At 63.2% G+C, this 24355-nt stretch carries 28 protein-coding genes, 1 pseudogene and 1 riboswitch; of the genes and pseudogenes, 13 read left to right on the plus strand and 16 right to left on the minus strand.

Annotation, left to right across the window (positions count from 1 at the left end):
* Positions 1 to 99: 99 nt before the first annotated feature.
* Positions 100 to 1143 (plus strand): glycerophosphodiester phosphodiesterase family protein, encoded by a 1044-nt coding sequence (locus HQ308_RS05175; RefSeq protein WP_261775738.1) that lies wholly within the window; start codon positions 100 to 102, stop codon positions 1141 to 1143.
* Between the two features lie 10 nt (positions 1144 to 1153).
* Here HQ308_RS05175 and HQ308_RS05180 read toward each other — a convergent pair whose 3' ends face one another.
* Positions 1154 to 2071: a hypothetical protein gene (locus HQ308_RS05180; protein ID WP_222645659.1), complete on the minus strand. Its 918-nt coding sequence runs from the start codon at positions 2069 to 2071 to the stop codon at positions 1154 to 1156.
* Positions 2072 to 2158: 87 nt separating this feature from the next.
* A complete protein-coding gene (locus HQ308_RS05185) occupies positions 2159 to 2842 on the minus strand; it encodes a FadR/GntR family transcriptional regulator (protein WP_222645661.1) in 684 nt (227 codons plus the stop codon).
* Between the two features lie 70 nt (positions 2843 to 2912).
* Here HQ308_RS05185 and HQ308_RS05190 point away from each other — a divergent pair, with 70 nt between their 5' ends.
* The 3 genes from HQ308_RS05190 to HQ308_RS05200 are packed head-to-tail and all read left to right on the plus strand — an operon-like array spanning position 2913 to position 5715.
* Positions 2913 to 3653 carry a (Fe-S)-binding protein gene (locus HQ308_RS05190; RefSeq protein ID WP_222645663.1) on the plus strand — a complete coding sequence of 247 codons (741 nt, stop codon included), beginning with the start codon at positions 2913 to 2915 and terminating at the stop codon, positions 3651 to 3653.
* On the plus strand, positions 3650 to 5116 hold the full coding sequence (locus HQ308_RS05195; protein WP_222645665.1) for a LutB/LldF family L-lactate oxidation iron-sulfur protein: 1467 nt from the start codon (positions 3650 to 3652) through the stop codon (positions 5114 to 5116). The genes HQ308_RS05190 and HQ308_RS05195 overlap by 4 nt, the downstream gene beginning before the upstream one ends.
* Complete coding sequence (locus tag HQ308_RS05200) at positions 5113 to 5715, plus strand: lactate utilization protein C (RefSeq protein ID WP_222645674.1); 603 nt, start codon at positions 5113 to 5115, stop codon at positions 5713 to 5715. The genes HQ308_RS05195 and HQ308_RS05200 overlap by 4 nt, the downstream gene beginning before the upstream one ends.
* A 213-nt stretch (positions 5716 to 5928) precedes the next feature.
* On the opposite strand, the gene HQ308_RS22875 is transcribed toward HQ308_RS05200, so the two are convergent.
* Both HQ308_RS22875 and HQ308_RS05210 read right to left on the minus strand, forming a co-directional pair.
* Positions 5929 to 6375 carry an ATP-binding cassette domain-containing protein gene (locus HQ308_RS22875; protein ID WP_308115672.1) on the minus strand — a complete coding sequence of 149 codons (447 nt, stop codon included), beginning with the start codon at positions 6373 to 6375 and terminating at the stop codon, positions 5929 to 5931.
* 710 nt (positions 6376 to 7085) lie between these two features.
* Positions 7086 to 7295, minus strand: a complete 210-nt coding sequence (locus HQ308_RS05210) for a hypothetical protein (RefSeq protein ID WP_222645676.1) — start codon at positions 7293 to 7295, stop codon at positions 7086 to 7088.
* Between the two features lie 747 nt (positions 7296 to 8042).
* Here HQ308_RS05210 and ccmA point away from each other — a divergent pair.
* The gene (gene ccmA / locus HQ308_RS05215; RefSeq protein ID WP_222645678.1) at positions 8043 to 8783 is read left to right on the plus strand and encodes a heme ABC exporter ATP-binding protein CcmA; all 741 of its coding nucleotides are present in this window, start codon (positions 8043 to 8045) and stop codon (positions 8781 to 8783) included.
* Positions 8784 to 8790: 7 nt separating this feature from the next.
* Positions 8791 to 9981, plus strand: coding sequence for an ABC transporter permease subunit (locus HQ308_RS05220; protein ID WP_222645684.1), 1191 nt, complete (start codon positions 8791 to 8793; stop codon positions 9979 to 9981).
* Between the two features lie 191 nt (positions 9982 to 10172).
* On the opposite strand, the gene HQ308_RS05225 is transcribed toward HQ308_RS05220, so the two are convergent.
* The 7 genes from HQ308_RS05225 to HQ308_RS05255 form a co-directional block, all read right to left on the minus strand.
* Positions 10173 to 10589, minus strand: coding sequence for a DUF1801 domain-containing protein (locus HQ308_RS05225; protein WP_222645688.1), 417 nt, complete (start codon positions 10587 to 10589; stop codon positions 10173 to 10175).
* Positions 10590 to 10611: 22 nt separating this feature from the next.
* Complete coding sequence (locus tag HQ308_RS05230) at positions 10612 to 11835, minus strand: type II toxin-antitoxin system HipA family toxin (RefSeq protein WP_222645690.1); 1224 nt, start codon at positions 11833 to 11835, stop codon at positions 10612 to 10614.
* A complete protein-coding gene (locus HQ308_RS05235) occupies positions 11832 to 12089 on the minus strand; it encodes a helix-turn-helix domain-containing protein (RefSeq protein WP_222645692.1) in 258 nt (85 codons plus the stop codon). Before HQ308_RS05235 ends, HQ308_RS05230 begins: the two co-directional genes overlap by 4 nt.
* Positions 12090 to 12248: 159 nt before the next feature.
* Positions 12249 to 13367 (minus strand): hypothetical protein, encoded by a 1119-nt coding sequence (locus HQ308_RS05240; protein ID WP_222645694.1) that lies wholly within the window; start codon positions 13365 to 13367, stop codon positions 12249 to 12251.
* 163 nt (positions 13368 to 13530) lie between these two features.
* On the minus strand, positions 13531 to 14007 hold the full coding sequence (locus tag HQ308_RS05245) for a hypothetical protein (protein ID WP_308115673.1): 477 nt from the start codon (positions 14005 to 14007) through the stop codon (positions 13531 to 13533).
* Positions 14004 to 15089, minus strand: a complete 1086-nt coding sequence (locus HQ308_RS05250; RefSeq protein ID WP_308115674.1) for a MerR family transcriptional regulator — start codon at positions 15087 to 15089, stop codon at positions 14004 to 14006. Before HQ308_RS05250 ends, HQ308_RS05245 begins: the two co-directional genes overlap by 4 nt.
* A gap of 88 nt (positions 15090 to 15177) precedes the next feature.
* Positions 15178 to 15594, minus strand: coding sequence for a VOC family protein (locus HQ308_RS05255; RefSeq protein WP_222645704.1), 417 nt, complete (start codon positions 15592 to 15594; stop codon positions 15178 to 15180).
* Positions 15595 to 15718: 124 nt separating this feature from the next.
* Here HQ308_RS05255 and HQ308_RS22430 point away from each other — a divergent pair, with 124 nt between their 5' ends.
* Together HQ308_RS22430 and HQ308_RS05260 are read left to right on the plus strand one after the other, a co-directional pair.
* Positions 15719 to 15943 (plus strand): YafY family protein, encoded by a 225-nt coding sequence (locus HQ308_RS22430; protein ID WP_261775742.1) that lies wholly within the window; start codon positions 15719 to 15721, stop codon positions 15941 to 15943.
* Positions 15931 to 16650, plus strand: a complete 720-nt coding sequence (locus HQ308_RS05260) for a WYL domain-containing protein (protein ID WP_308115675.1) — start codon at positions 15931 to 15933, stop codon at positions 16648 to 16650. Before HQ308_RS22430 ends, HQ308_RS05260 begins: the two co-directional genes overlap by 13 nt.
* A gap of 113 nt (positions 16651 to 16763) precedes the next feature.
* On the opposite strand, the gene HQ308_RS05265 is transcribed toward HQ308_RS05260, so the two are convergent.
* Complete coding sequence (locus HQ308_RS05265; protein ID WP_222645706.1) at positions 16764 to 17387, minus strand: DUF2510 domain-containing protein; 624 nt, start codon at positions 17385 to 17387, stop codon at positions 16764 to 16766.
* A 341-nt stretch (positions 17388 to 17728) separates the two neighbouring features.
* Between HQ308_RS05265 and HQ308_RS05270 the strand changes: the two genes are divergently transcribed.
* Complete coding sequence (locus HQ308_RS05270; RefSeq protein ID WP_222645708.1) at positions 17729 to 18565, plus strand: SDR family oxidoreductase; 837 nt, start codon at positions 17729 to 17731, stop codon at positions 18563 to 18565.
* A gap of 19 nt (positions 18566 to 18584) precedes the next feature.
* Entirely contained in the window at positions 18585 to 18788 is a 204-nt protein-coding gene (locus HQ308_RS05275; protein ID WP_056073455.1) for a zinc-ribbon domain-containing protein, read from the plus strand.
* 21 nt (positions 18789 to 18809) lie between these two features.
* Here the strand turns inward: HQ308_RS05275 and HQ308_RS05280 are convergent, their stop codons facing one another.
* Positions 18810 to 20945: a sigma factor-like helix-turn-helix DNA-binding protein gene (locus HQ308_RS05280; RefSeq protein WP_222645710.1), complete on the minus strand. Its 2136-nt coding sequence runs from the start codon at positions 20943 to 20945 to the stop codon at positions 18810 to 18812.
* A gap of 175 nt (positions 20946 to 21120) precedes the next feature.
* Here HQ308_RS05280 and HQ308_RS05285 point away from each other — a divergent pair, with 175 nt between their 5' ends.
* Both HQ308_RS05285 and HQ308_RS23065 read left to right on the plus strand, forming a co-directional pair.
* Positions 21121 to 21321 carry a hypothetical protein gene (locus HQ308_RS05285; protein ID WP_222645712.1) on the plus strand — a complete coding sequence of 67 codons (201 nt, stop codon included), beginning with the start codon at positions 21121 to 21123 and terminating at the stop codon, positions 21319 to 21321.
* Positions 21322 to 21400: 79 nt separating this feature from the next.
* Positions 21401 to 21493 (plus strand): annotated as a pseudogene (locus HQ308_RS23065) (ATP-binding protein); the annotation flags it as partial.
* A 252-nt stretch (positions 21494 to 21745) separates the two neighbouring features.
* Here HQ308_RS23065 and HQ308_RS05290 read toward each other — a convergent pair.
* Genes HQ308_RS05290 through HQ308_RS05300 form a run of 3 tightly spaced genes read right to left on the minus strand, consistent with a single transcriptional unit; the run spans position 21746 to position 23440 of the window.
* A complete protein-coding gene (locus HQ308_RS05290) occupies positions 21746 to 22195 on the minus strand; it encodes a DUF732 domain-containing protein (protein ID WP_261775795.1) in 450 nt (149 codons plus the stop codon).
* Positions 22195 to 22734 carry a DUF732 domain-containing protein gene (locus HQ308_RS05295; protein WP_222645717.1) on the minus strand — a complete coding sequence of 180 codons (540 nt, stop codon included), beginning with the start codon at positions 22732 to 22734 and terminating at the stop codon, positions 22195 to 22197. Before HQ308_RS05295 ends, HQ308_RS05290 begins: the two co-directional genes overlap by 1 nt.
* A 58-nt stretch (positions 22735 to 22792) precedes the next feature.
* The gene (locus HQ308_RS05300) at positions 22793 to 23440 is read right to left on the minus strand and encodes a response regulator transcription factor (RefSeq protein WP_222645719.1); all 648 of its coding nucleotides are present in this window, start codon (positions 23438 to 23440) and stop codon (positions 22793 to 22795) included.
* A 56-nt stretch (positions 23441 to 23496) separates the two neighbouring features.
* A riboswitch (TPP riboswitch) is annotated at positions 23497 to 23591 on the plus strand.
* Here HQ308_RS05300 and HQ308_RS05305 point away from each other — a divergent pair.
* On the plus strand, positions 23591 to 24355 hold the full coding sequence (locus HQ308_RS05305; RefSeq protein WP_222645955.1) for a 3-oxoacyl-ACP reductase: 765 nt from the start codon (positions 23591 to 23593) through the stop codon (positions 24353 to 24355). (Overlaps the previous riboswitch by 1 nt.)

Genomic DNA, 24355 nt, shown 5'->3' on the forward strand with positions numbered 1-24355 from the left:
TCCGGATCCCAACGTCGGCCGGTGCTGGGCTCGACTGACCCGTCGTGGCGCGCGCGCTGATCCATCGAGCGTTCATCTTCCCGGCTTAGCGTGGGCGTCATGGCGATGCGACGAGTGCTGCTGACCGTCTCGATGTGCGTGGCGCTGGCGGCCTGCTCCGCACAAGATACCGAGACCGCGAAGCCGCTCGACGGCTTCGACCTGCAGGCGCACCGCGGTGGCCTCGGACTGGTCACCGAGAGCACGCTCGCCTCGTTCACCAACGCCCTCGAGCTCGGCGTCACCACCCTCGAGATGGACACGCAGATCACCGAGGACGGCATCGCCGTCGTGACGCACGACCGGAAGGTGTCGGATGCGAAGTGCCGCGACACCCGGCCAATTACCGACAACGATCCCGAGTTCCCCTACGTCGGGAAGTACGTCAACACCCTGACGCTGGCGCAGGTGCGAACCCTGAATTGTGGTGTCACGCAACTCGACGGCTACCCGGAACAGCGAGTGGCGACCGATGCCGGCATCCCGACTCTCGACGAGGTGCTCGCGCTGGTGAACTCGTACGACTCCACGGTGCAGCTGAACATCGAGACCAAGGTGGAGGCGGCGGCGCCCACCGAAACGGCGTCCCGTGAGCAGTTCGCCGACGTGGTGCTCGCCTCGGTCGGGGCGGCGGGACTGCTCGATCGCACGACCATCCAGAGTTTCGACTGGGGCGCTCTCCTCGCGGTGCAGAAGGTCGATCCGTCGATGCGTCTGGTCGCGCTCACGGAGCCTGATTTCCTCGAGGTCGGAGAACCAGGAGCGTCCCCGTGGTTGGGCGGTCTCGACATCGACGAGTTCGACGGCGACCCGGTGGCGGCGGTGCAGTCGTTCGGCGCCCACGCCCTCTCGCCCGTCCAGGGCAGCCCGCAGAAGGGGGCCGTGGAGGATGCGGACTTCGAGCTCTACGTGACACCCGAGTTGGTGGCGTCAGCGCATGCCGCTGGGATCCGTGTCGTGCCGTGGACGGTGGACGACCCCGCGACGATGGCGGTACTGATGGACATGGGTGTCGACGGCATCATCACCGACTACCCCGACCGCCTGCGCGAGGCGATGGGGGAGCGGGGGATGGCGCTACCGGAGTCGGCCACGGTGCGCTGACGCGCGCCTGTCAGCTGACGTACACCGGTACCGGCTTCTCGAAGCTCTCGTTCTCCGGCAGGATCGGCTCGTCCGCGCCGGCATCGACGTCAGCGACTGTGGGCACGCCGCGCAGCGACGCTGCTCCCTCGCGAGCCACCACCAGCTCGTCGTACCAGGCGAACCACGGCATCGCGAACCGCGTGTAATCCGCGGCGCTCAGAGGAACCGAGGCGGGTTCCGATCCTGTGAGCTGCTGCCACACAGCACTGTTGACGATGTCAATGGTGAATCGTCGGCCGTGCTCGAGGTCCCACGATTCGTGCGGGACCACTGGCGTCGCCACTGCCTGTCTGATGGATCCACCGGCACCGAGGCCCATCGCGTCGTTCGGGGGCAAGGAGAAGCAGATGATGGTCGGCAGGTGGTCCAGCTCCGAGTACTTGCTCGCCAGCATCGGGTAGACGGCCACCTGGATCCCACCGCGCGCCGGCTCCGAGGACAGTTGCTCCTCCACCGTGTAGTCGGCGCCCAGCGGGGCAGCGACGAACTGGCGCACCGTCCCCTTCTCGGCAGTGAACCCATCGAGCCACGGCTGGTCCGGAACTTCGAGGTAGTCCTCGGCCTCGAAGTCGGGAACGGGCGACCATGGTTCACCCGTCAAGACGTTGATGGTTCCGCTGCTCATCGTCACGAGGAACGGATAGCCGGCGTCGAAGTTGATCCAGCACGCCTCGGACTGCCACATCGGCATGGCGAAGCGAGTCACCCCGTCGTCGTCCTGGCCGGACTCCGTCACCTGCAGTCTGCCGAGGCCCGGAGGGAGGTCGTACGTGGTTCCGTCGTCGGGAACGCGGAGAGTCCGCTGGAACGAGAACGACATCCGGGCGTCGGGATGGACCTCGGGGCACCGGACCTCGATACGGTCGTCGACGACGTGCACTGCCATGGTGAACCCCTTGCCCGGGCCCGCGGCCCTCGTTGTGTGTGGAGGGATGCTGGCACGGGGGTCCGACACAATTCGGCGGGCTCCGACTCAGTCGAGCCGCATCAACCCGTAGAACCCCTCGATGTGCTCGCGCGCCAGGTTGGCGGCATTCGCGCCATGGCCTCGGCGCAACGCGTCGACGATGCCGCGGTGCTCGCACCGGAGGTTCACGGCGACGGCCGACCAGTCGTCGAGCATCGGCACCGCGTCCATGACGTAGCCGTGGATGGAGTCGCGGAGCGAGGTCATCATCGCCTCGATCAGCACGTTGCCCGCCAGCCCGGCGAACCGCACGTGCAGTTCGGCATCGAGGCGGTGGAACTGGTCGGGTTCCAGGCTCTGGTCGTCCATTCGGTCGAGTAGCTCGTCGATGGCTTTGAGGTCGGGCGTGCGCGCCGCGGCTTCGCGTAGCGCCCACGACTCGAGCAGCACGCGCGTCTGCACCACGTCCGCGATCGGCAGGAACTGCGTGGCCATGTGCAGGCGCAGAGCCGAGCCGATTGACGTGGCAGGGTCCGCCACCACGATCGCTCCCGCGTCTGGTCCGGACCCGACCGACGTCTTCACGACGCCCATCGCCTCCAGGACGCGGATGGCCTCGCGAACCGAGCTCCGGCCGACGCCGAGTTCCTCCGCGAGTGCGCGCTCGGCCGGCAGCCGGTCGCCGACGCGGAGCCGGGCCGCCGCCAGGTCCTGTTCGATGCGGTGGAGAACCACCTCGTGTGCGCGCATCGTCGGAGAATAGCTGGTGTGGTCCGACCACAGGCGTTACTGTGGTCAGACCACACGCTCTGGAGGCTCCATGCGGATCGCCCTGTTCGCCACCTGTCTGGCGGACGCACTCTTCCCCGAGTCAGCGAAAGCGACTGTCTCACTGCTCGAACGGCTCGGCCACACCGTCGTCTTCCCGTCGGATCAGACGTGCTGCGGCCAGATGCACGTCAACACCGGCTACCTCAAAGAAGCCGCACCGCTGGTGCGCCACCACGTCGAGGTCTTCGAGAAGTCGTCGTGGGACGTCGCGGTCGCCCCATCCGGTTCCTGTGTCGGATCGGTCCGTCACCAGCACGCGATGGTCGCCCGCCGCGCTGGTGACGAGGACCTGGCCACGCGCGCCGAGGACATCGCCGGACGCACCTACGAGCTGTCCGAACTTCTCGTCGACGTCCTCGGTGTCACCGACGTCGGCGCCTACTACCCGCACCGCGTCACCTACCACCCCACGTGCCATTCGCTCAGAATGCTGCGCGTCGGCGACAAGCCCCTCGAACTGTTGCGCAACGTGCGCGGCATGACCTTGGTCGAACTGCCCCAGGCTGAGTCGTGCTGCGGCTTCGGCGGAACGTTCGCGTTGAAGAATTCGGGGACCTCGACGGCGATGTTGTCGGACAAGATGGCCAACGTCCTCTCCACCGGTGCGGAGGTGTGCAGCGCTGGGGACTCGTCGTGCCTGATGCACATCGGCGGTGGTCTGTCCCGCCTGCGCACCGGCGTCAAAACCGTTCACCTGGCTGAGATTCTGGCATCGACGGAGGCAGCATGACCACCTTCTTGGGTTCTCCCGGTATCGGAAACATTCGCGGCGAGGAGAGCTTCCCGAAGGCCGCGAAGCGCGCATTGCAGGACACTCAGATGCGGCGCAACGTCGGGGCCGCGACCAAGACCATCCGCGAGAAGCGACTGGGCGCTGTTGCGGAGTGCGATGACTGGGAGGAACTGCGCCTCGCCGGGAGTGCCCTCAAGACCGACGTGATGTCGCGGCTGCCCGAACTGCTGCAGCAACTCGAAGCCAACGTCACCGCCCGCGGGGGAGTGGTGCACTGGGCACGCGACGCCGACGAGGCCAATCGCATCATCACGGATCTGGTCAAGGCCACGGGCAGTGACGAGGTGGTCAAGGTGAAGTCCATGGCCACCCAGGAGACCGGCCTGAACGAGTACCTCGAAGCCGAGGGCATCGCCGCGATCGAGACCGACCTGGCCGAGCTCATCGTCCAACTCGGTGACGACAAGCCCAGTCACATCCTGGTTCCCGCAATCCACCGCAACCGGGCGGAGATTCGCGAGATCTTCCTGCGCCGCATGCCCGGTGTCGACGCTGCCATCACCGACGAGCCGCGCGAACTGGCCATGGCCGCACGGGAACATCTGCGACGGAAGTTCCTGTCCGCGAAGGTCGCCATCAGCGGAGCCAACTTCGGTGTCGCCGAGACGGGTACGCTCGCCGTCGTCGAGTCCGAAGGCAACGGGCGCATGTGTCTGACGCTGCCCAACACGCTCATCACGCTGATGGGCATCGAGAAGCTGGTGCCGAGGTTCGCGGACCTCGAAGTATTCATGCAGCTGCTTCCCCGCTCGTCCACGGCCGAGCGGATGAACCCGTACACCTCGATGTGGACCGGGGTGTACGAGGGGGACGGGCCGCAGAACTTCCACCTGGTGCTCATCGACAACGGCAGAACCAACGTGCTTGCCGACGAGGTAGGCCGCGCCGCCCTCAACTGCATTCGATGCAGCGCGTGCCTGAACGTGTGCCCGGTCTACGAGCGGACCGGTGGGCACGCGTACGGGTCGGTGTATCCGGGGCCGATCGGTGCGATCCTCTCGCCGCAACTCACCGGCACTACCGGTCACGACGATCCCAATGCCTCGCTGCCGTATGCGTCGTCGCTGTGCGGGGCATGTTTCGATGCGTGCCCGGTGCGTATCAATATCCCAGAGATTCTGGTGCATCTACGGGCGGAGCAGGTCGATTCCGAGCGCGGCGGTATTCCCGGTGCGCAGGAGATCGCGATGCGGGCGGCAGGGTGGGCGATGAACTCGCCGAAGCGATTCGGGATGGCCGAGAAGGCTGCTGGTGTCGGACGCCTGCTGGCCGGGAAGAAGGGCCACATCGAGTCGCTTCCGTTCCCCGGATCGTTGTGGACCACCAGCCGTGACATGCCGGCCCCTCCGAAAGAAACGTTCCGTCAGTGGTGGGCACGAACGCACGAGGACGAATCATGAACGCGAAGTCGGAAATCCTCGAGCGCATTCGTGCCGCGACCGCAGGTGGGGTTGCCGGCATCGATGTTCCGCGCGATTACGACCGCGCTGCGTTGGTCGGCCGGGGGAACGTCGACCGCTTCGCCGAAACGGTCGATGACTACCGAGCGCAGGTGTACCGGATCTCCGAGTCGGAGGTCGCGTCGACGATCCGTGGACTGCTTGCAGAGGATGCGCGTGCGGTGATCCCTGTGGACGTGCCGTCGGAGTGGGTCGACGGAATCAGGACCGTGCCCGACGACGGTCTGTCGGTGGAGGAACTCGACGCCGTCGACGCTGTCATCACCGGCTGCAGGGTGGGGATCGCCGCGACGGGGACGATCGTGCTCGACGCGGGTGTCGCGCAAGGGCGACGAGCGTTGACGCTGGTGCCCGATCACCACATCTGCATCGTCAGGGAGGAGCAGGTGGTGGACACGGTGCCGCAGGCGTTCGCGGTGCTCGATGCGTCGCGGCCGCTGACGTTCATCAGTGGGCCCAGCGCGACCAGCGATATCGAGCTGAACAGGGTGGAGGGGGTCCACGGGCCGCGCACCCTCGACGTTCTGATCGTCAGGTAGGACTTGCCGCCACGCGCCCTCCACAGCCTCGGGGTGGTGGGGTCCGGCAGCCAGTGATTCGGTGAGGAACTTGGTGGCCTTCAGGCTCAGGCGACATTCGGCGTCTCGCAACACCTTCATAGCGTCGAGGGGGTCCTTCGACGCTCGATACGCGTTGTCACTACACAGTTCCTTTCTCCTGCAGCGTCTGCTGACTCCGCACGATGGACATGTTCAACTCTTTCGAGCGACCCGTGCGTGACTTCCAGATCGGTGACACGGTGCCGGTCGGGACCGGTGAGCAGGTCGCGAACGAACGGCACTTCTTCGTCGACGATCGATTCGCGTGCCTCCCCGTCGACGGTCCAGCGCACCCGAACGCCGCGCGCACTTGTTGCGCAGTTCCTCCGAAGTCCCGTGCGCGACCACCCGACCCCCGGCGAGCATGATGATCCGGTCGGCGAGTCGCTGAGCCTCGGCCAGATCGTGGGTGGCGAGGATGACGGTGGTCCCCGGGGCGAGATCTTCGATCAGCTGGCCGAAGGCCAGTTTGACCTCCGGGTCGAAACTCGACGTCGGCTCGTCGAGGAAGAGCACTTCGGGTCGGCCGATGACGCCGACCGCGACGTCGACGCGTCGTCGCTGACCTCCGGAGAGCTTGTCGATGCGGCGGTTCTCCAACCCGTCGAGACCGACTGTGGCGATCAGCGTATCGACGTCACGCTTGCCACGACCGATGGCTCGATGCGACGCGGCCGTGTAGTCGAGGAACTCACGTACACGCCACTTTCCGTGTCACGCCATGACTGCAGGACGACACCGACACGTGAGCGTCACTCCTCGCCTGCCGTTGCCGGGTCAGACCCCAGGACTTTCACCCGTCCGGCCGACGGACGTCAGAATCCCTCCAAAACCTCTATCGTCGTTGACTTTCCGGCACCGTTGGGCCCGAGGAGGCGACCACCTCACCCCAAGCGATGGTGAAGTCGATGTCGTCGACAACGGTGCGGTCGCCGTATATCATGGACAGTCCACTCAGCTCGACGGCTGCGTCGGAGCCGGATGACGCCAATGTGCGGGCGGAGAGTGTCATCGTGTTCTCGACCATCACTGCTCTGTTTCATCTCTGTCGTCGCCGGGGAGTACGAGACCCCGGATGAGCGGTGTACAGATCGCCAAGTTGGCTTCGGCCCCGGTGTTGCCGGTGCGGCTCGAGGTTTCGGCGTAATCGCAGAGGTGCAGCACGATTCGAAGCAGAGCCACCCGGTGTACGACATCGTCGTCCATCGGTCCCGCTCTGGATCCGGGGTAGCCCGTCGTGAACGCGGTGGCAAGCCTGCGGTACGGATCGCCCGGAATCCCGCGGACCGCTCGGAGGTAACTGAATTCCATCAGCTCCCGACGATCCAGCCGACATCCACCGCCGGCGTCGTTCGCGCGAGTTCGGGTCCGTCAACCACGTCGATACGGACAGTGGGGTCGGCGTCGACGAACGTCGATCCGAGGCTGAGGCCTACGTGGCCCAATGCGCATGCAGGAGGCAACTCCTGCAGCCATGTCCTCAGTTCCTCAACGATATCGGCTCCGAGATCGGTCAACACTGCCCGAGCCGGATCCGAGATTTCGCTGCCGTCCAGGTATCCGGCCAACCTGTCCAGGTGCGGCGTCGACGCGTGAAGTCGATCGTCGGGGCGTTCGGTGTGCAGCTGCCTCAACGCACGCCCAAGTGAGGCGAAGACCTCGACCCCGGTGCGCTCCGTCCAGAAGGGCCCAGGGTCGGGCCGCAACAATCTGCGCCGACCCCCGCACGGTGAAGACGGCGGTGTCGTCGAGCAATGTCGGAGTCACCCAGCGGACCGGCGAGTCGGACGATGTCGAGACGTGCGACGGCAAGCTGTGCTCGGGTCGGCAGCGCGTCGTCGGAACGAGTGAACCGGCGCCGAAGCTCGTATCCCTGGTGTGTGGTGACGAGTTGTTGGTTCCACACCGCGGTCGAGCGTTGCCAGGACGCAGTGCTGCACTGCCCTGGTGCTGTCTACGACTCGCGGAACCCGATACATGATGCTGCCGAGGTGTGTCGCATGGACGTGTATTTCATCGAGTGCGTAGTACGAACAGCGGACAGATTAACTCCAGGCCATGCGCTAATTTCGAAACCGTCGGGATCCACCGGCACTCGAGATCAAGCATGGGGAGATCAATAACATGATCCTTGCAGGAGTCATCGGACTTGGATTCGCAATTGGCGCTGCTGCGGCGGTGAACCGCAAGCGTCGGTAACCAGATCGCCCGGTGGGAATCAAATCCCACCGGGCATCCGGCCATTCGCTACAAATCGAAAGAACTTCGTGGTACCAGACATAGTTGTAAAGGGCACCAGCGTCCGCTTTTCGCGCGGTTCGCACATCGTTTTTGACAAAGCGGACTTCGAGCTATCTGCCGGTCAGAGGGTTGGATTGGTGGGCGCTAACGGTTCAGGGAAGACCACGCTTATGCGGTTAGTGTGCGGACTCCTCGAACCCAGCATCGGATCTGTGTCTACTTTTGGGCAGTTGGCCACCGCAATGAGCTTGGAAAACCGCCGTAAGACAAGCCTGTTCCTGGGAGGCGAAGCCTCCTTGTACGACCGTTTAACTGCGAAGGAAAATATCGAGTACTTCGCCCAACTTGGCGGGATGTCGCGACGAGAATCAAGAAGCGCCACTCGATCGATCATGTCCAAGTTGGACGTCACTTGGTATGCCGAGAAGGCAATTAGGGAGACCTCGCGCGGAATGCGCCAGCGAGTTGCACTCGCACGAGCGTTGGTTCATCAGCCGGAACTCGTGCTTCTCGACGAACCTACTACCGGCATGGACGTCGAAGGCGTTCAGTTGTTTCAAGATTTGATTATGAGCGAGGTGCTTCGAGGAACTGCAATGGTGATCTCGGGTCACAACGCTCTGGAACTCACCAAACTTTGCGACAACTACTGGGTGACATCAGACAGCACCGTCTATCCGGCGACGCGGCATACGCTTGATTTACTACCCGATGTCCCTGCTGCTGACGCACTGCGACAGGCACTGAACGGGGTGCGCTTTGTATAGATTGGGTGTGGCATTCGTCAAAGAATTTCGTCAGCAGGTCCGGGATCGCAGATTGCTTGTGATGATGTTCGTCCCTGCTCTTATTGCGCCTTTCATGTGTCTCGTTCTGTTCCTGGGGCAGTCGGGATCTTCGCAAGCCGACGAACGGGTTCTGACGGTTACATCCGCAGAGCCCCAATCCGACCTGATGGCCGAGCTCGCGGGAATTGCTGGATCCCTCGATAGCGACTCAGCGCTGGATCGGGAGGACGTTACATGGTTGGTGAGAAGTAGCGACTCGCCTATGAACGACCTACTCCGGGGTCGAAGTGACTTGGCGTTGATAGAAGGGCTTGACGGCAGCGCTAGGATCGTCGCGAGTCCGATCAGCCTCGACTCCGCCGAACTAACTGCTCAGGTTGTCAAGCGGTTGCAGAACAGTGGGACGATACATCCCGCCGTCGACGCGTCGTCGGACTCTACGATGAGGCGACAATTTCCCCAGCTCACAGTTGCGAGTTTCCTGGATGAGGCATCTGCCAAGAGGGCACTTGCTGGTTACCTCTTGCCGATATTGTTGCTATCGCTGTTCACGCTGACTGGCAGCCCTATTGCAATCGATGCCGTTGCAGCGGAGAAGGAAAATGGTACCTTCGAAAGTTTGAAGGTATTGGGCGCCCCCGGCTGGGGAATCATGATGGGAAAGATGTTGTCCGTGGTGTGTGCCGCGGTAGTGATGGGTGCCGCGTCGCTTCTGTTGCTTCTCGGAATCGGGCACGTCGAGCCTCGCGGACTCTGGAATCTGGGAATGGACAATATAGTGGGCGCCGAAATTGGCGCGGAGCAGGTGATTGCGATAGCAGCCTTCACCATGTCGGCGCTGATTCTGAACAGCGCGATCCTCCTTCTTGTCAGCGGCATCGCCAATAGCGTCAAGGAGGCGCAGTACTGGGTTTCACTTGTCGCATTCTTGCCGATCGCCATGGGCGGTGCGTCGGTACTCACTGCGGACGAGCACGGCGCTGGTCGTCTCCTCGGCGTCCTCCCATTTTCCAATAGTGCGCTCGGCATTTCAAACGTTGCCTCCGGCCACATCGAACTTGGCGCGCTCATCCAAACTGTGTTGATCAATGCGGTGACAACCCTCATTATTGTCGCAATTATGGTCCGCACCTTCTTCATGGGTCATCTTCGCATTTTTGCGTTGACTGCGCAGTGAATCGAACGGCATCCAAGGGCGAAGAGGTCGAATTCGTACATGCGTTGATACGAGTCGGTTGCCCTCACCCGAATCCTGCTTCCTCGCTCTTCGGGACCGCGTCGCAACTACCGACGCGGTCCTCGAGGTGAGAGAGGTCAGTGATGCTCGATCAGCAACTCGCCCGCTGGGCTGCTGGTCCGCGAATCTGCTCAGGCGTCGTCCCCACGCGCCCAGGCGATCGCGATGAGGCGCCGCAGAACGTCCAGGTCGATCTGGTCCAGCCTTCGCACATAGACGCACCCTGCGCCCTCGGTGTAAGTGCCTAGTGAGGGCAGTAGCGCCGCTCCCTCGGGAAGATCCTTCAGCCCGTACAGCGACAGCTGCGCTTTTCTCGGCGAGAACGCGACCTTGGGCCACTCGCCGCGAGTGCGTGGATTTACTGGTGAGGCATAGCAATAGCTGCCGTAACCCACCATCGACGGGCCCCACATCACGGGCTCGGCCCCGGTCACCTCGGCGAAGATCTTCGCGAGACGGACACCGTCTTCCCGGCGGCGTGCGGGTGTCGCGGCGGCGAGGAAGTCTGCGACGTCGGCGTCGGTCGGCTTCGTGCTGGGCTCGGCCATGGTTCGCATCGTGCCACACTGTTCACCGTGTCAGTTCGGCACAACGGTCCCTCAGAAAAGCTTGCAGTCGCGCCGTCGTCTTGTCGTCGAAACCGATACAACCCACGTCCTCGGCGGCAGCTCGAACGCCGGCGCAGACGTCGTCCAGCGCGCGGATCACTGCTTTTCGGGGAAGCGTATGACGTGCCGAGCCGTCGAGGACGTGCTCACGCGTCCACCTGTTGTTGCGGCCGTAGAACGTCAGGGCCATGGGGTCGTTCCACGACATATAGGGCTGGGTGCACAGAAGATCGTATGCGGGAGTGACACCCCACAAACCGTGCTTGCCTTGATGAATCGAATAGTTCTTGCCGTGCAGGTCACCGTTGCCGATTGCATAGGAGTAGACGGTGAGTCGTATCAGTTCGAGCGCCGCCTGGCGTGCGGAACCCCCTCCTTGTTCTACGGTCGCTGCCAGCGAGGCGAGCACTGTCTCGGTTTTGATGCGGTACTTGGACGAGGGATACAGCGCGTTGACCTGGCACGCATCCTCCTGGGCCAATCTGCGGCCACCATCTCGGTCGAAACGTTCGACGAGAAGACCCGAGACTCCGTTCGCGTCGGTGATCACCTGACGCCGAGGTATGACGAGTCCGCAGGTTTCTGCCACCGACATGAAAAAATTCTCGTTCTCCACCAGGCGCGGGAAACGGTTGGGTGGAGCCAGTTTGAGAATCGCTGCGCCTCGCGTCGTCGTCACCGGCGACGAGTACATCTCAGCCGATACCTTGCCCTGAACTCCGGGCAGGCCTGCCACGTCGACGTCCATCGACTGTGGGCCGGCCACGCTGTCGAACAACGCACGCAAACTCGGCATCGGCGCGTCCGGGTCGAACGCGGGCGCGGATGCCTCGGGTTCGAGTCCCGCGGGGATCACCCGCACATCGCCGATCGTGTCCGCCCCGACTGCCAGGAGGATGGTCAGGTGGTCGTCCTCCGACGTCTTGGTTCCGGCGACCACACCGGACAGGCGCACCCCTTCGGGAAGCAGTCCGGCGAAGAACGGCGGCACACTTCCTGCCGTGGCTGTCGTACCACCTACTCCCATCGGTAAAGACCAGGCGACGGGCTGGGCGCTGGGGCTGATGTAGTCATCGGCGTACTCGAAGCGAACGGTGTCGCCCGACCTGGTCAAACTGCCTGCACGGATATTTCCCTTGTAGACGTCAGCGTCGTCGACCTGGCGCAGATCGAGCCGAGTGCTCACTCGCGATCCGGTTCGACGACGATGCCGGCGCGGGTGATGAGCGACAGATCGCACCCCAACGCGTCTGCAACGGCGTGAACGCCGTCGAGTTGCGACGTCTCTTTGCCGCCCTCGATAGATTGCACAGTGGATCGGCCGACCCCGGCCAGTAAAGCCAGCTCGGCCTGTGTCATTCCCAGCTCGTGACGGCGCGCGGTGAAGGACCGCGCCAGGCGGCTGGCCTGAGTGCGGCGTGACTTCCGAGGTAGGGCCATACCGTTCCAATGCTTGCGTCAAGAGTCTTAACGCGAAGTATAGACCGGCGGTCTTCGCATCCACACCCCAATGCTTGCTGAAGCAAGCCTAAGAACTGACAAGATGGAGTTAGCGACCGGGGAGCCGCTTAAGTCTGCCGGCGCGAGCGTAAGGAGAGCTCACGCGCCCCGTGTCGCGCCAGCCCTCGACCGGCGACTGATGATGAGGATCGCTACCGACGTTGCCACGAGCATCACGGCTCCGGCCACTGCCATCGCGAACTGGTCGGGGGACGTGTTGATCTTGATGTCGTCGGAATCGTAGCCCGCTGAATAGAACGTGTAGGGGAGTGAGAACAGCGGAAGGGCAGGAATCCCGATTGCCACCGTCGCCGCGGTAGATGATGCTGCGGCGCTGGTGATCAGGTATGCAGCGGCGGCTGACGTGACGACGGTCGAGAGGTTGGAGGGAAGTAGTCCGTCTCCGATGAAATACAGGGCGGCCAGAACGCCCACCAGAATCAGTGGAAGCAACACCGACCGACGACGGACGGTGAAGAGCAGGCCGATCCCGAATCCTGCAAGAGCAAGGATCCAACTCCATTCTTGGAAGTTGCTGTCGACTCCAACGAGCGAGCTTGCGCTCACGGCGAGACCAGAAGCGAGCACCAGGCCTGTCCTACCGGAAGCGACCAGCGTGCAGGCGAGTACAACGATCGTCATCGCCCCGGCACACGCGAACCAGATCCAGTCGCGACTCCTGTCGACCGACGAGGTCGTGACGATCAGCGCCGCTGCAACGGGCAGGACGATTCCGACGGCGACCATGCGGCCCGGCGGTGCCGGTTTTGGTGCGTGGACCGGCGTTCGGTGGAGCATCGCCGTAGCCAAAGCGGCACCGGTGAGAATCGCGAGCACGATGCACACAACCACGCGGAGTGTGGTGGGTCCGACGTCGGCCGTATCGGCAGCAGTCCAACCGAAGTCCGACGCCGGCGGCGGCACGAGATCGTCGAGTGGCGGCCCTGCGGTCCCGGCGACGATCCACCCGAATGTGGCGGCGATCAACCCGCGCGACGACGAGGACAAGGACACGGTGCAGGCGAAGAAAACCCCGGTGGCGATCGAACTCGCCCATGCTGTCAGCGCGCCACTCACTGATGCGACGTTCGCACCGACGGACACGGCAAGAGCCGTGGCCATCATCCCGGCGATCGCGCTGCGGGAGAGGCGAGGAAGAACGGCGGTCGCAGCAAGACCGGCAGAAAGAGCCGTCACGAGTATGGCGTTGATGACCATGGCAAATGCTGTGGGCGAGGCCGAGGGATCGATCAGAGAATTGAAGGGGGAGTGAGCAGTGACTGTGTATCCAGCCGTGACGCCGCCGAGTAGGGCGAGGGCGATGTGCGGCGTGGACTGATCACTCGTATTGCCAGGGCCCATTCCCGAATTCCATCACGGCTCAGATCATTGGGTCGCGACTTCCCTCGTCGAGATGGCCGCGTCGACCCTTCCGATCGCGTCGCGGATGAGATCCCCGTAGGGATCGTCGGCAAGCGTCCTTCGCAGCGTCGATGTGCTCACGAGCTGCGTCGAAGGACCCTAGCTTGCAGTAGTTGTCCGCAAGATTGAGATGCAGCGACGGAAAGAACCCCGCAATGTGGAGACCCGCGTGGTGATTCTGCGTGCGGTGGTCAGTGACGGCGTATGCGGCGTCGAGTGCTCGGATATCCCAGGTGAGTGCTCGAGCAGGATCCTCATAGAGGTCGGCGAGGTAGTGCGCGAGGCTGCACCGGTGCAGGGGATCACCGTCGACACCGATGTCCTGCCACAGTGCGAGGAGTTGTCGACGTGCTTCGTCGACGTTTCCACTTCTGCCCTCGGTGACGGCCGCGGCGATCGCGTCCATCGTCGGGTCGCTTGCGGGACTTCCTGTCACGGCGTGCGTCCTGTCGTCGTGGTGTCACGCGGTGCTGCGATGGGCATGACCAGAGTGGTCAAGTCGCCTCGGTCTGCAGAGCGCACAGTGGCGGGCTGTTCGGGCCCACGGAAATCGAGTAGAACGTCAGCGCCGACGGCGGTGCTGATGGCCGGGTAGAGAGTGGTCATCTCGAACCAGACGTCGACCGTGCACCCGCTCACGCGGGCCGGAGTTTCGATGTCCGGGAGCAAGTCACTATGGACTACGAGGTTGTTGTCGTTCGTGGATAACCGAACTCGATCGCTCGGTCGTTGTTCGAGAGCATGCAGGAGCGCTGCTGTGGGGACCTCGATGCGACTGGTCACCGCCGGAAGTGAGTCGAGCATCAGTCGGTAGTCGGGAAACGACTCGGACACGAATCTGCAGTGACGATCATCGCGGTCTGTCAGTCGCAACGTCATACCGTGATCGGTGACATCCGCGTTCACCGACGAGGTACGGCGCAAGTCGCCGAGGCACTGTCGCAAGTCATCGCCGTTCACCGTCGCCGCCCAGGCCGCCGCACTGTCGACGTGGCTCACGAGGGTGCGTGTCGACAGGCGGTAGCGGTCGCTGGCGGTCACTGTCAGAACTCCGGGCCCAGCTTCGACGTGAACGCCACCGAGCACTGCGATGTCCGGATCATCGACGGTGGCGGTGAGAATCTGTTCGATTGCAGAGGCCAGCACCGGCCCGCTCAGTCGGGCGATCTGCCGCCCGGATCGACCATTCAGCGTGCTCGTGATGGCAGCCGCCTGCTGCCGCACCGACTCGGCCTCACGCATCACCGCGGTGACGTGATCATCGACCGAGCGAATCGCGTCGACAACGTCCGCGTCGAGGGTGGACTTCACAGCAGGAAGAGACATGCCGATCTCGCGCATTTGCCGAAGCAGGACCGCCCGCGCGAGCTGGTCCTCGCGATAGAAGCGGTACCCGGTCACGGGGTCGACCTCTGCGGGCGGCAGTAAGCCCGAATCGGCGTAGAAGCGCAGCGCGCTCGCCGTCAGGCCGCATCGCTGCGCGAACGACCCGATGGACATCAATCCGGCATCAGACACTCCGACAGCATGCGGCTTCGACCTACCTGAAGGTCAACCCGTGAGACCCGACGAGAGTCGGTGCGGTGCCAGGCCTGCGGGTGCTACCTCACCACTGAGGGATGACGTCGAGGATCCACACGACGCCGAACTTGTCGATGAGCTTGCCGTACAGCGGTGAGAACCCGACTGGCCCCAACGGCACCAACACTGTTGCCCCAGCAGACAAGCCCTCGAATGCTGCGGTGATCTCGTCCGCGTCGTGGCTACGCAGCGCGCTGTAGAAGGCATTCTCACCGGCGTTGTAGGGAAGCGAGTCCTGGATGTCGTACGCCATGACGCGGAACCCTCCGGATGTGCTTACCTCACCCCAGGCGATCTGCTCGGACTGTGTCGGTCCCTGGCCCGACTCGGTGTCGCCGTAGGGGAATGCGACCAGTTCGCCGCCGAAGACGGACTGGTAGAACTCCAAAGCTTCACGTGCGTTGCCGCGGAGGTTGATGTGCAGGGCGGTGATGACGGTCATCGAGACTCCTCGAGTAGTTCGGTCCGGCAGGCTTTGCCGACAGGAACGACGATCGCAGGCCAATAGGTCAGATCCTGACCGCTTGGTCGCGCATACTCGAGTGGTGTCGGAACCGTCCTCACGCATGCTGACCCTGTTGTCGTTGCTGCAGGTCCGCCGCGAGTGGCCGGGTACCGAGCTGGCCGGGCGACTCGGTGTGAGCCCGAGGACCATCCGCCGCGACGTCGACCGATTGCGCGTTCTGGGCTACAACGTCGCCGCGCTGCGCGGATCCGACGGTGGCTACCGGCTGGACGGGGGCGAAGAGGTGCCGCCCTTTTACTCGACGACGACCAGGTGGTCGCGCTGACACTCGCCCTGCAGGTGGTGCCGGCCATGGGCATCGACATTGCCGATGCCGCCGAGCGAGCCTTGGCAACCCTCCGAACTGTCATGCCTACCCGCGTCCGCAACCGGGTCGACGCGCTGGCGCTCACTGCGCTGCCTGCGATCGGAGACCCGATCGGTCCCGCGGTGCTGCGCACAGTCGGAGAGGCGGCGCGCAATCATGAGGTGATCCGTTTCGATTACGCATCGGCGGAACATGATTCAGTGGTACCTCCACGACGCGTGGAGCCAGACGGAGTGGTCGGTGCCGGAGGTCGCTGGTACGTCGTCGGGTGGGATCTGGACCGCGATGACTGGCGTGTGTTCCGAGTGGACCGCATGACACCGAAGATGCGAACAGGCGTGCGGTTCACTCCGCGCCCGATCCCCGGCGGCTCGTCGGCCGAGTTGCTCCGTCGACGCTTCCGCGGCACGGTCTCGGGTGATTGGGCGTGTGAAGGGGAGGCGACGGTGCACCTTCCTGCGGCGGAGGTCGCTCCCTTTCTCGCCGACGGGACGGTCGAAGATCTCGGTGACGGTCGGTGTCACGTCCGCATGGGCGCGTGGTCGTGGACGGGTATCGCGGCATCGTTGGCGCAATTCGACGCCGAGTTGGAGGACCTACGTCCCCAGGCGCTTGTCGACGCGGTGGAGAGGGTCAGCGAGCGTTTGCGGCGGGCGGTGGGCTGAGTCGAGATGACAGCCAACTCTTGAATAGGGTCGGTCGCCGTCAGCGCATTAAGTCGATAGCGGCCGACTGCCGGAGACTGAAACGGCGCTCTGTGCTGCGAGATCCGTGGATCTCAAGGGGCGCCGAGGCCATACGTGTAGCTACCGGTAGTCCAATTCATGGTCGCGTTGTATTTGTAGCCGCTCATGGTGCCATCCCCGTTATCTTCGTTCGCCGCAAAGCACTCGAAAACAGTGGTTGTTTCGGTGAGGTCATCTGTCGATCCACCGCTGACGGGCGAACACGTCACGTCGATGATCGGTCCGTCGACAAGTCCCTTCTCGACGTGACCTTCAGCCATCTGCTTGACACTCGACTCGATGCCGACAACAGACAGCGCGCGCCCAGCTCGCGCGGCGCCGTCCTTTTCTTCCTGTTCGGCCTGTATGTCAGCGATGCGTTTCGCCTCGAGACGGTCGGCGGTGTCACGAGCGTCCTGAGCAGCCTGTGCAGCTTCTTGTTGTTCTCGCACACCAGAATCATGTGAGATCTTCCATGACCCACCAGCGATCACCAGAACGATCAATACCGCGAGGCCGCTTATCACGAGTCTTTTTCGAGATACGCGCGGTGTCCTTGATGGCTGCTCGTTGCTGCTCGGATTCGGCAGGGACAGCCACTGGTTGCCATCCCAGTACTGTTGTCCGCCATCTGGAGTGGGGTACCAACCTGGTGCTGCGTTCTGTGGATTACTCATCGTGCATTCGCCATTCGCTCAGGAGAACTACCCTCGACAAGATCGGTGGCAGGTGCGGACGACGACGACCGCGATGCCATTTATACAGGAACAATGCTAAAACCGTAACAATCGGTTTGCTTTACTAAGTATCGACTTCCGGGGGATTGCGTCAGACCACACCACGATCACTCGATTTTCTATGGCGCCGTGCAGGTGACGGGTAGTGCTGATGACGCGAAACAGTGTGACGCGCACCCCGCTGAAGGCCTTGCCCGCGAGGTAATCGAGGGTGGCTCCGCAGGCATACTGGGGGTTCGACGCGAACGGTCAGCCGTTCGACACTGCTGCGAGGGACGGTCATGCCGACTATTGCTGTCACAGGTTCGACCGGCTCGGTGGGAGGCGCTGTTGCAGCGCTCCTCGCGGAAGCCGGCACGCCACAACACTTGCTGGTTCGCGATCCCTCCAGAGCGCCGAAGCTGCCCGGTGCCACCGTGGGCACCAGTTCCTACGCTGACCCAGAGGCTGCCACGCAGGCCTTGGCAGGAATCGACGTGCTGTTCATGGTGTCCGGCGCCGAGAATGCGGCCCGGCTGACGGATCACCGCACGTTCATCGATGCTGCGGCGCAGGCCGGAGTTCGGCACATCGTCTATACGTCGTTCTTCGGGGCGGCGCCGGACGCGACGTTCACTCTCGCGCGCGATCACTACTTCACCGAGCAGCACATCCAGGAATCCGGGCTGGCCCACACGTTGCTGCGCGACAACTTTTACAGCGACGTCATGGAACTGTTCGCCGGCGAGGACGGTGTCATCCGCGGCCCGGCGGGGGACGGACGAGTGTCCTTGGTGGCGCGTGCAGACGTTGCGCGAGTCGCGGCACGAGTTCTGACCGACCCCCAGCAACACGTGAACAAAACCTACGACCTGACCGGGTTGGAGGCGCTGTCGATGTCGGAGGTGGCCGCGACGATCGCCGACGTTCGAGGTCGTGCGGTGTCGTTCCACGACGAGACGCTGGACGAGGCGTATGAGTCACGCGCGGTGTGGAACGCGCCGGACTGGCAGAACGATGCCTGGGTGTCGACGTACACCGCAATCGCCTCCGGCGAACTCAGCGCCGTGACCGACGACGTCGAGCGGGTGACGGGTCGGCGTGCGATGACGCTGCGAGAGGTTCTTCAGAACGGCTAGACCACCTATCCTGGGAGCGGTGTTCCTCCTCTTCGGCTTCGGCCTGAAACGCAGATCCCTCGGCGCGGGCCATACCCGCACCTGCCAGCGCTGCCACAACACCACCCAGTGGGCCCGGATGCAGCAGTACAAGCAGTTCAGCGTCTTCTTCATCCCGCTCGCGCGCTGGAAGCGCACCGAGTTCGAGGAATGCGGAATCTGCGGGGCAGCTGTCTACGCGTGAGCTGATGCCCGGCGATCGCGATCAGTCGCCGGACGTGACCCAAGCACTTTCCAGTAGCTCGATCAGGTGCGTTTCGTCGCGTCCCCTCGCGGTGGACAAGATGCGGCGGGGACGGTCCTCCCCAGGTATTCCAAGAGCCTCCGCCAAGCCGGCGATGATGTCCGGGTCCGATTGGTCGACCACATCTGTTCTGCCCGTCCACACCAGTGCCGCCGCGATTGGGTTGCCGTTCATCGGCAGAGACGGAGCCCTGACAATGTCGAACATCCCTTCGTCGTGAAGCTCGAGGAACAGCCGTTCACCCTCGACGACGTTCAGATCCTGCAGGAACCTGCGGATACTCCCGCAGCCGGGCTGAACGCCTTTCCACCGGATTGCCTGTGCACCCAACCTCGAATGCAGCTCGGTCGACATGCCGTACTCGACGCCCAGGAGTCGAGCGACGCCGCTCGGCACAGCAAATCCGGAACCACGGAGGTGATCTTTGTTCGCGACAATGGCTAGTCGCCACACAGAGCCGTCGCGATAGAGCCCGCGCGTTTCTTCCGGTGTCTTCCTTGGGACAGCAGCGACACTGCGTCGACTGACGACGCCCTTTTCCAGCACGAACTCGCCCATTGAGGCGTATGTCCGAACACTGGATTCGGTCACCCCGAATCGACTGGAGATTTCGGCGGCGAGTCTGTCCATCCCCAAGGTTCCATCATGTTCGTCGAGAACCCGTGCAATCTGCGCACGGATCGACCCGTACTCCTCTACCTCCCATGAGGTGAGCGCCCACTCAGTTTTGCCGACACGCGTCACTCGTGGGTCGACTGAGAGTTGGTTCAGGAAGGATCGAAATGAGCGGTCCTTCCCGATCGCAGAAAAGATGTCCTCGGCACTCATCGTTTCGCCGTGTACGGACAGGATCGATACGGAGTGATCGCCGAGGTTCCTGGTGGAAGTAAGGATCCGGCCGCGGAAGAAGTCGTATCCGCACCAGCTCAACCAATCGTCGAGCTCGTCTTCCGCGCAGAGGCTGCCGGCAGGCAGTGACTTCGGATCAACGACACCGTTGTCGTCAGCAAACGCGAGCAGAAACTCCCGTGTGGTGGTCTTCGCAACCTCGGTGTCCGGCGTGGCCGCCCATCCGTCCGTCACTTTGATGTCGTCGTCCAGACCGTCGAGAACCTGCCAGAGAGGAACAGCACATCCGGGCACGTCGGTTCTCAGTTCGGGGTGCCGCTGGAGGAGCCTCTCCAAGCTCGCGACCGGGGTGATCTCGGCCCTCAGAGATGCAAGCAAGTCCCCGACGGGGGTTCCGAACGCACAGAGTTCGTTCACGCGCGTCCGAAGCTTCGATTCCAATTGCCTGACCCGCTCGCGACTGACATCCCACACGTCTGCGACGGACTGCAGCGTGGAGGGATCGGTCGAGATGATCCGATCTTCGAATATCTTTCGGTCCCGGTCGTCGAGACCGTCGTAGAACAAGGCGAGAGTCTCCGAGGCGGACTTCTCGGGGACTCCTGGAAAGTCTTCTGCTGTCAGGGCCTCCAACCGCGCGAGAACTTCTTGAAGCTGTTCCGGAACGGCCTCGTTGCCCGGTACCTCGAACAACGGTGTGCTCCCCTGATCACGCACACGACGCCACCGAGCCAGAGCTTGGACGTCGTCGATCAACTGATGTACGGCAGGTGAGTGTTCCGGAGTCGCTGTAGCAACGGCGTGTTCGACCTCGTGGTCCTGGTGTCCGCTGATACAGACACGGATGAGGGCGTTGACGATTGACTCGACTGTTCCAAGGCCGGCGCCGCGGACATCGAGCAGTTCGCGAACCGACTTCGTCAGTACGCCGTCGAGTGTTCGCACATCTGTCGCCCTGTTCAGACAGGTGAACGCGCGAGGCCCCACCTCGAGGCGCTTTTCGGTGTAGTGCCGCGGTGCGCTCGGTAGAAGAATTCCCAGCGGAACCGTTGGCCTATGATCGACTATCTCCCGTTCGAGTTGACCCACCAGCACTTCCGAGTAGCTTGATTCCTCCACTGATTCGGAAGCCACAGATCGGCCGTCGATATAGAGCGAGTCCGTCAAGTGAGGGAAAATCCCCGCCCATGTTCGGGGCGTAGACGAATCAGGCCCGCTCTCGGAAGCAGGAGTATCGGCGTTGGTCACGCGATCCATACCATCACATGCGGCGTGGCCGCACGATGCCCGGAGCCCCGATTACGGTGTCCCTTTTGTCGAGCCTTCGAAACTTTGAATGACCGATGTTCACCGACTAGTGCGTGATGTCGCAGCTGTGCGCGACGGTGGAAGGATGCGCCAGATGAACCGACGAGGAGATCACATGGGTGACCGAGTCGTTGAAGGGCCGATCCAGGAGGTTGTCCTGGATGCCGTCTACGCCGACGAGAGTCTTGGAGACGATGCCAAGTACTTGGTCATGGCGGCGCTGGAAGGCGACGACGTCCTCGACGGTCTCGTCGGAGTCGGGATCAAGCCGACGTTCGACCGGTCGAGACGGGTGTTGCAATCGAAGTCCCGATAGGCGCGTTCCTCACCTCGATCAGCGTCGCCGGTTTCCGCGAGACGGCGCCAAGGCTGTCTCGGACCTACATCCCGCCCCGGGCACTACCATCGTCAGCGGCCGCAATGGTTCAGGGAAGTCGAGCTTCGCCGTAGCACTCGAGTACGCAATAACTGGCCAGAACTATCGCTGAAAAATCCGCAGCGTACTGGAAAGACAGCTGGCGCAATATGCACCACGGATCGCCTTGTGGGATGTCGTTCCGACTCATCGTGGGCGGCGGTGGCGTGGAACCGGTTGAGCAACGTGTGCCACCACCACGCCTATGAAGGCATCTGTGCCAGGTTGTTGCCGTTCTGCTCGACAGTGCGCAGAGCAGGTCGAGCCCCCGACCGCACAGCAGAGCCTGTGACAGAGGTTGAATGCAGGTGCGGCTGAGGGAGAACTAACGGTTGTAGTTCGGGCAGTAGGACGCCAGCGCGGCAGTTTGGATCGTGACGTTGTCGGACGACGTGTAGACGTTCGCGGCGTTGCTTTGATCCAGCAATAGCTCGCGGGCCTGCGAGACCGAGTATCCGTTGGAGACCGCTCGGCCGATCAGAGTGCACATCCCCTTCCCAACTTTGATGGCAACGTCCGCGTCTGTGAACGGCACCGCTTCGTCGTCGACTGCGCGTAAGTAGCGGTAATCCGCTACCACGTTTTCGCGCGCGGCGTCGGAACAATTTTGTGCTGCTGACGGCGTTTTGTTCACGTAATCGAATGCGGCGTCGTCCGTCGCCGACATCGGTTCCGCGCATGGCGCCGATTCTGCCGTCGAGCATCCAGTGACCAGGGAAGAAGCAGTCGCTGCAGCCAGTACGAAGAACAGCAGCGTACTGGAGCGCTTGTGCATCACGAGTTCAGGACGTTCGAGTGCTCCGGGCAGTAGTGAAGGATCCCGGCTGTAGCAACAGACACTGCATCCATCATGTCGATGCCGGGAACGAGATTCGTCCGCAGGAGGTCGAACAATTCACTGGTGGTCTGGATGCCGCTAGCCGCGACTCCTGTGCAGATGTCCTGGGCCGCGCCGACAAGTGCCGCATCCGAACCGACAACGCCTGCGTCCCGAACGGTGAGCAGGAACTGCAGATCGCCGTATTCGTCACGGGTATTGACAGGCGTTCTGGCGGCGCTCGTAGCCGCGGAGGTTGTCGTGGTGGTCGTTGTGGGTCCTGCTACCGGTTCACCCTCGACCCCGGAGCAGCTCGTCATCGACAGCGCGGCCGCGGCCGCAATAACACAGGGCAACACAGTTGTTCGGATCTGCATTTTCGGTCTTCCGGTAGAGGTCGCTGCAAAATCTGGTCGTCGTTCCACGATCAACGCGAGCGTCCGTACAAGGCGACCGCTGATGTTCGTCTCAGTGCTGATCGCTGCACGGTCGAGCACCGTTACTTGTCGCGTCTGACGCAAGTGGCTAATGGGTCCTGTCCGGCGCACATAGTGTCTAAACAACCAGTCCCGCACGGAACGCCATCAGCGCAGCCTCGACCCTGTTGGTGACCTGCAGCTTGTGATTGACCGCAGTGAGATGCGACTTGACCGTCGTTTCCGACATGTAGAGCTGCCGAGCGATGTCGGCGTTCGTCGCCCCGGATGCCATGACCGACAACACTGTTCGCTCCTTGTCGGTCAGCGCCTCCAGCGTTACCGTGGGCCGTGGCGGCCGCGTTGTGGCCACGATCTTTCGGAGTGACTCCTCGGAGAACAGAGTGTTGCCGGCAGCGACGACGCGGATCGACTGGTGGAACGTCTCGGGTGCCTCCGACTTGCTGAGGAAGCTGTGGGCTCCGGCCTCGATGGCCTGGACCACCAGATCGTCCACGTCCATCGCCGTCATCGCCACGACCTTCGGTGGGTGTGCCGATTCCATCAGTGCTCGCGTGGCGTCGAGTCCGTCCACTCGGCGCATCTTCAGATCCATCAGGACGACGTCGGGCCGATGAGCGGCCACTGCGGCGGGTACCTCGTCACCGTCCGAGACCGATCCGACCACCACGATGTCCGTGGTGGCAGCGAAGATGTCCGCCACGCCGCGACGAACGAATGCGTCGTCGTCCACGACGAGAACGGTGATGACCGCATCGGAGTCCATGATGGGTCGACCGTATCGGGTCGCGCCGACACGCCACAGCGGAAAGGTGTTCTATGGAGTCCGACACGGGGTGCCGAACCGAACCGGCTGAGAACACACCCGTCGAACCTGACCAGGTCATGCTGGCGAAGGGATGTCGAGATGCGCACAGTGCCGTTAGCCGAACAGATTGTGCTCGTGACGGGCGGTGCTCGCGGACTGGGTTCTGCGATTACGCGAGCGTTCCTACAGCAAGGTTCCCGCGTCGTGGTCAACTACCACCGCAGTGCGGCCGCAGCCGATGCTCTGGCATCCGAGTTCGGTCCTGACCGCGTTGTCGCGGTGCAGGCCGATGTCACGGACCGGCACCAGGTCGACGCGCTGTTCGACAGGGCACGTGAGCATTTCGGGTCGACTGTCACCACCGTCGCCAACAACGCTTTGATCGACTTCTCGTTCAACGGTGACGGCCGTGCCAAGGCCGACGAGATCGAGTGGTCGGCGTTCGACTCGCAGTTCCGTGGCAGCGTCGCCGGCGCTCTGCACACCACGCAGGCTGCTGTGCCAGGTATGCGTGAGGCGGGATTCGGACGGATCATCACGATCGGCACCAATCTCGTACAGAACCCCGTCGTTCCGTACCACGACTACACGGCGGCGAAGGCTGCTCTGTTGGCGCTGACGAGGACCTTCTCGGCTGACCTCGGACCTGACGGCATCACCGTCAACATGGTGTCCGGTGGTCTGCTGCGGACCACGGATGCCAGCTCCGCGACCCCACCTGCGGTGTTCGACATGATCGCAGAGAGCACCCCGCTGCGCCGGGTGACGACGCCGGCCGAGTTCGCTGATGCTGTGTTGTTCTTCGCGTCGCCGTGGTCGAGAGCGGTGACGGGGCAGAACCTGGTCGTCGACGGCGGATTGGTGAAGGACTGA

It is taken from the genome of Rhodococcus sp. BP-241, from assembly GCF_019836145.1.
GTDB lineage: Bacteria > Actinomycetota > Actinomycetes > Mycobacteriales > Mycobacteriaceae > Rhodococcoides.

Coding starts and splice junctions, on each gene's coding strand:
- HQ308_RS05225 (WP_222645688.1), bottom strand. CDS start 10,589: ATGGCCGAGCCCAGCACGAAGCCGACCGACGCCGACGTCGCAGACTTC.
- HQ308_RS22430 (WP_261775742.1), top strand. CDS start 15,719: ATGCTGACCCTGTTGTCGTTGCTGCAGGTCCGCCGCGAGTGGCCGGGT.
- HQ308_RS05180 (WP_222645659.1), bottom strand. CDS start 2,071: ATGGCAGTGCACGTCGTCGACGACCGTATCGAGGTCCGGTGCCCCGAG.
- HQ308_RS05265 (WP_222645706.1), bottom strand. CDS start 17,387: ATGAGTAATCCACAGAACGCAGCACCAGGTTGGTACCCCACTCCAGAT.
- HQ308_RS05290 (WP_261775795.1), bottom strand. CDS start 22,195: ATGCACAAGCGCTCCAGTACGCTGCTGTTCTTCGTACTGGCTGCAGCG.
- HQ308_RS05240 (WP_222645694.1), bottom strand. CDS start 13,367: ATGGTCATCAACGCCATACTCGTGACGGCTCTTTCTGCCGGTCTTGCT.
- HQ308_RS05185 (WP_222645661.1), bottom strand. CDS start 2,842: ATGCGCGCACACGAGGTGGTTCTCCACCGCATCGAACAGGACCTGGCG.
- HQ308_RS05285 (WP_222645712.1), top strand. CDS start 21,121: ATGGGTGACCGAGTCGTTGAAGGGCCGATCCAGGAGGTTGTCCTGGAT.
- HQ308_RS05255 (WP_222645704.1), bottom strand. CDS start 15,594: ATGACCGTCATCACCGCCCTGCACATCAACCTCCGCGGCAACGCACGT.
- HQ308_RS05235 (WP_222645692.1), bottom strand. CDS start 12,089: ATGGCCCTACCTCGGAAGTCACGCCGCACTCAGGCCAGCCGCCTGGCG.
- HQ308_RS05175 (WP_261775738.1), top strand. CDS start 100: ATGGCGATGCGACGAGTGCTGCTGACCGTCTCGATGTGCGTGGCGCTG.
- HQ308_RS05200 (WP_222645674.1), top strand. CDS start 5,113: ATGAACGCGAAGTCGGAAATCCTCGAGCGCATTCGTGCCGCGACCGCA.
- HQ308_RS05270 (WP_222645708.1), top strand. CDS start 17,729: ATGCCGACTATTGCTGTCACAGGTTCGACCGGCTCGGTGGGAGGCGCT.
- HQ308_RS05300 (WP_222645719.1), bottom strand. CDS start 23,440: ATGGACTCCGATGCGGTCATCACCGTTCTCGTCGTGGACGACGACGCA.
- HQ308_RS05195 (WP_222645665.1), top strand. CDS start 3,650: ATGACCACCTTCTTGGGTTCTCCCGGTATCGGAAACATTCGCGGCGAG.
- HQ308_RS05190 (WP_222645663.1), top strand. CDS start 2,913: ATGCGGATCGCCCTGTTCGCCACCTGTCTGGCGGACGCACTCTTCCCC.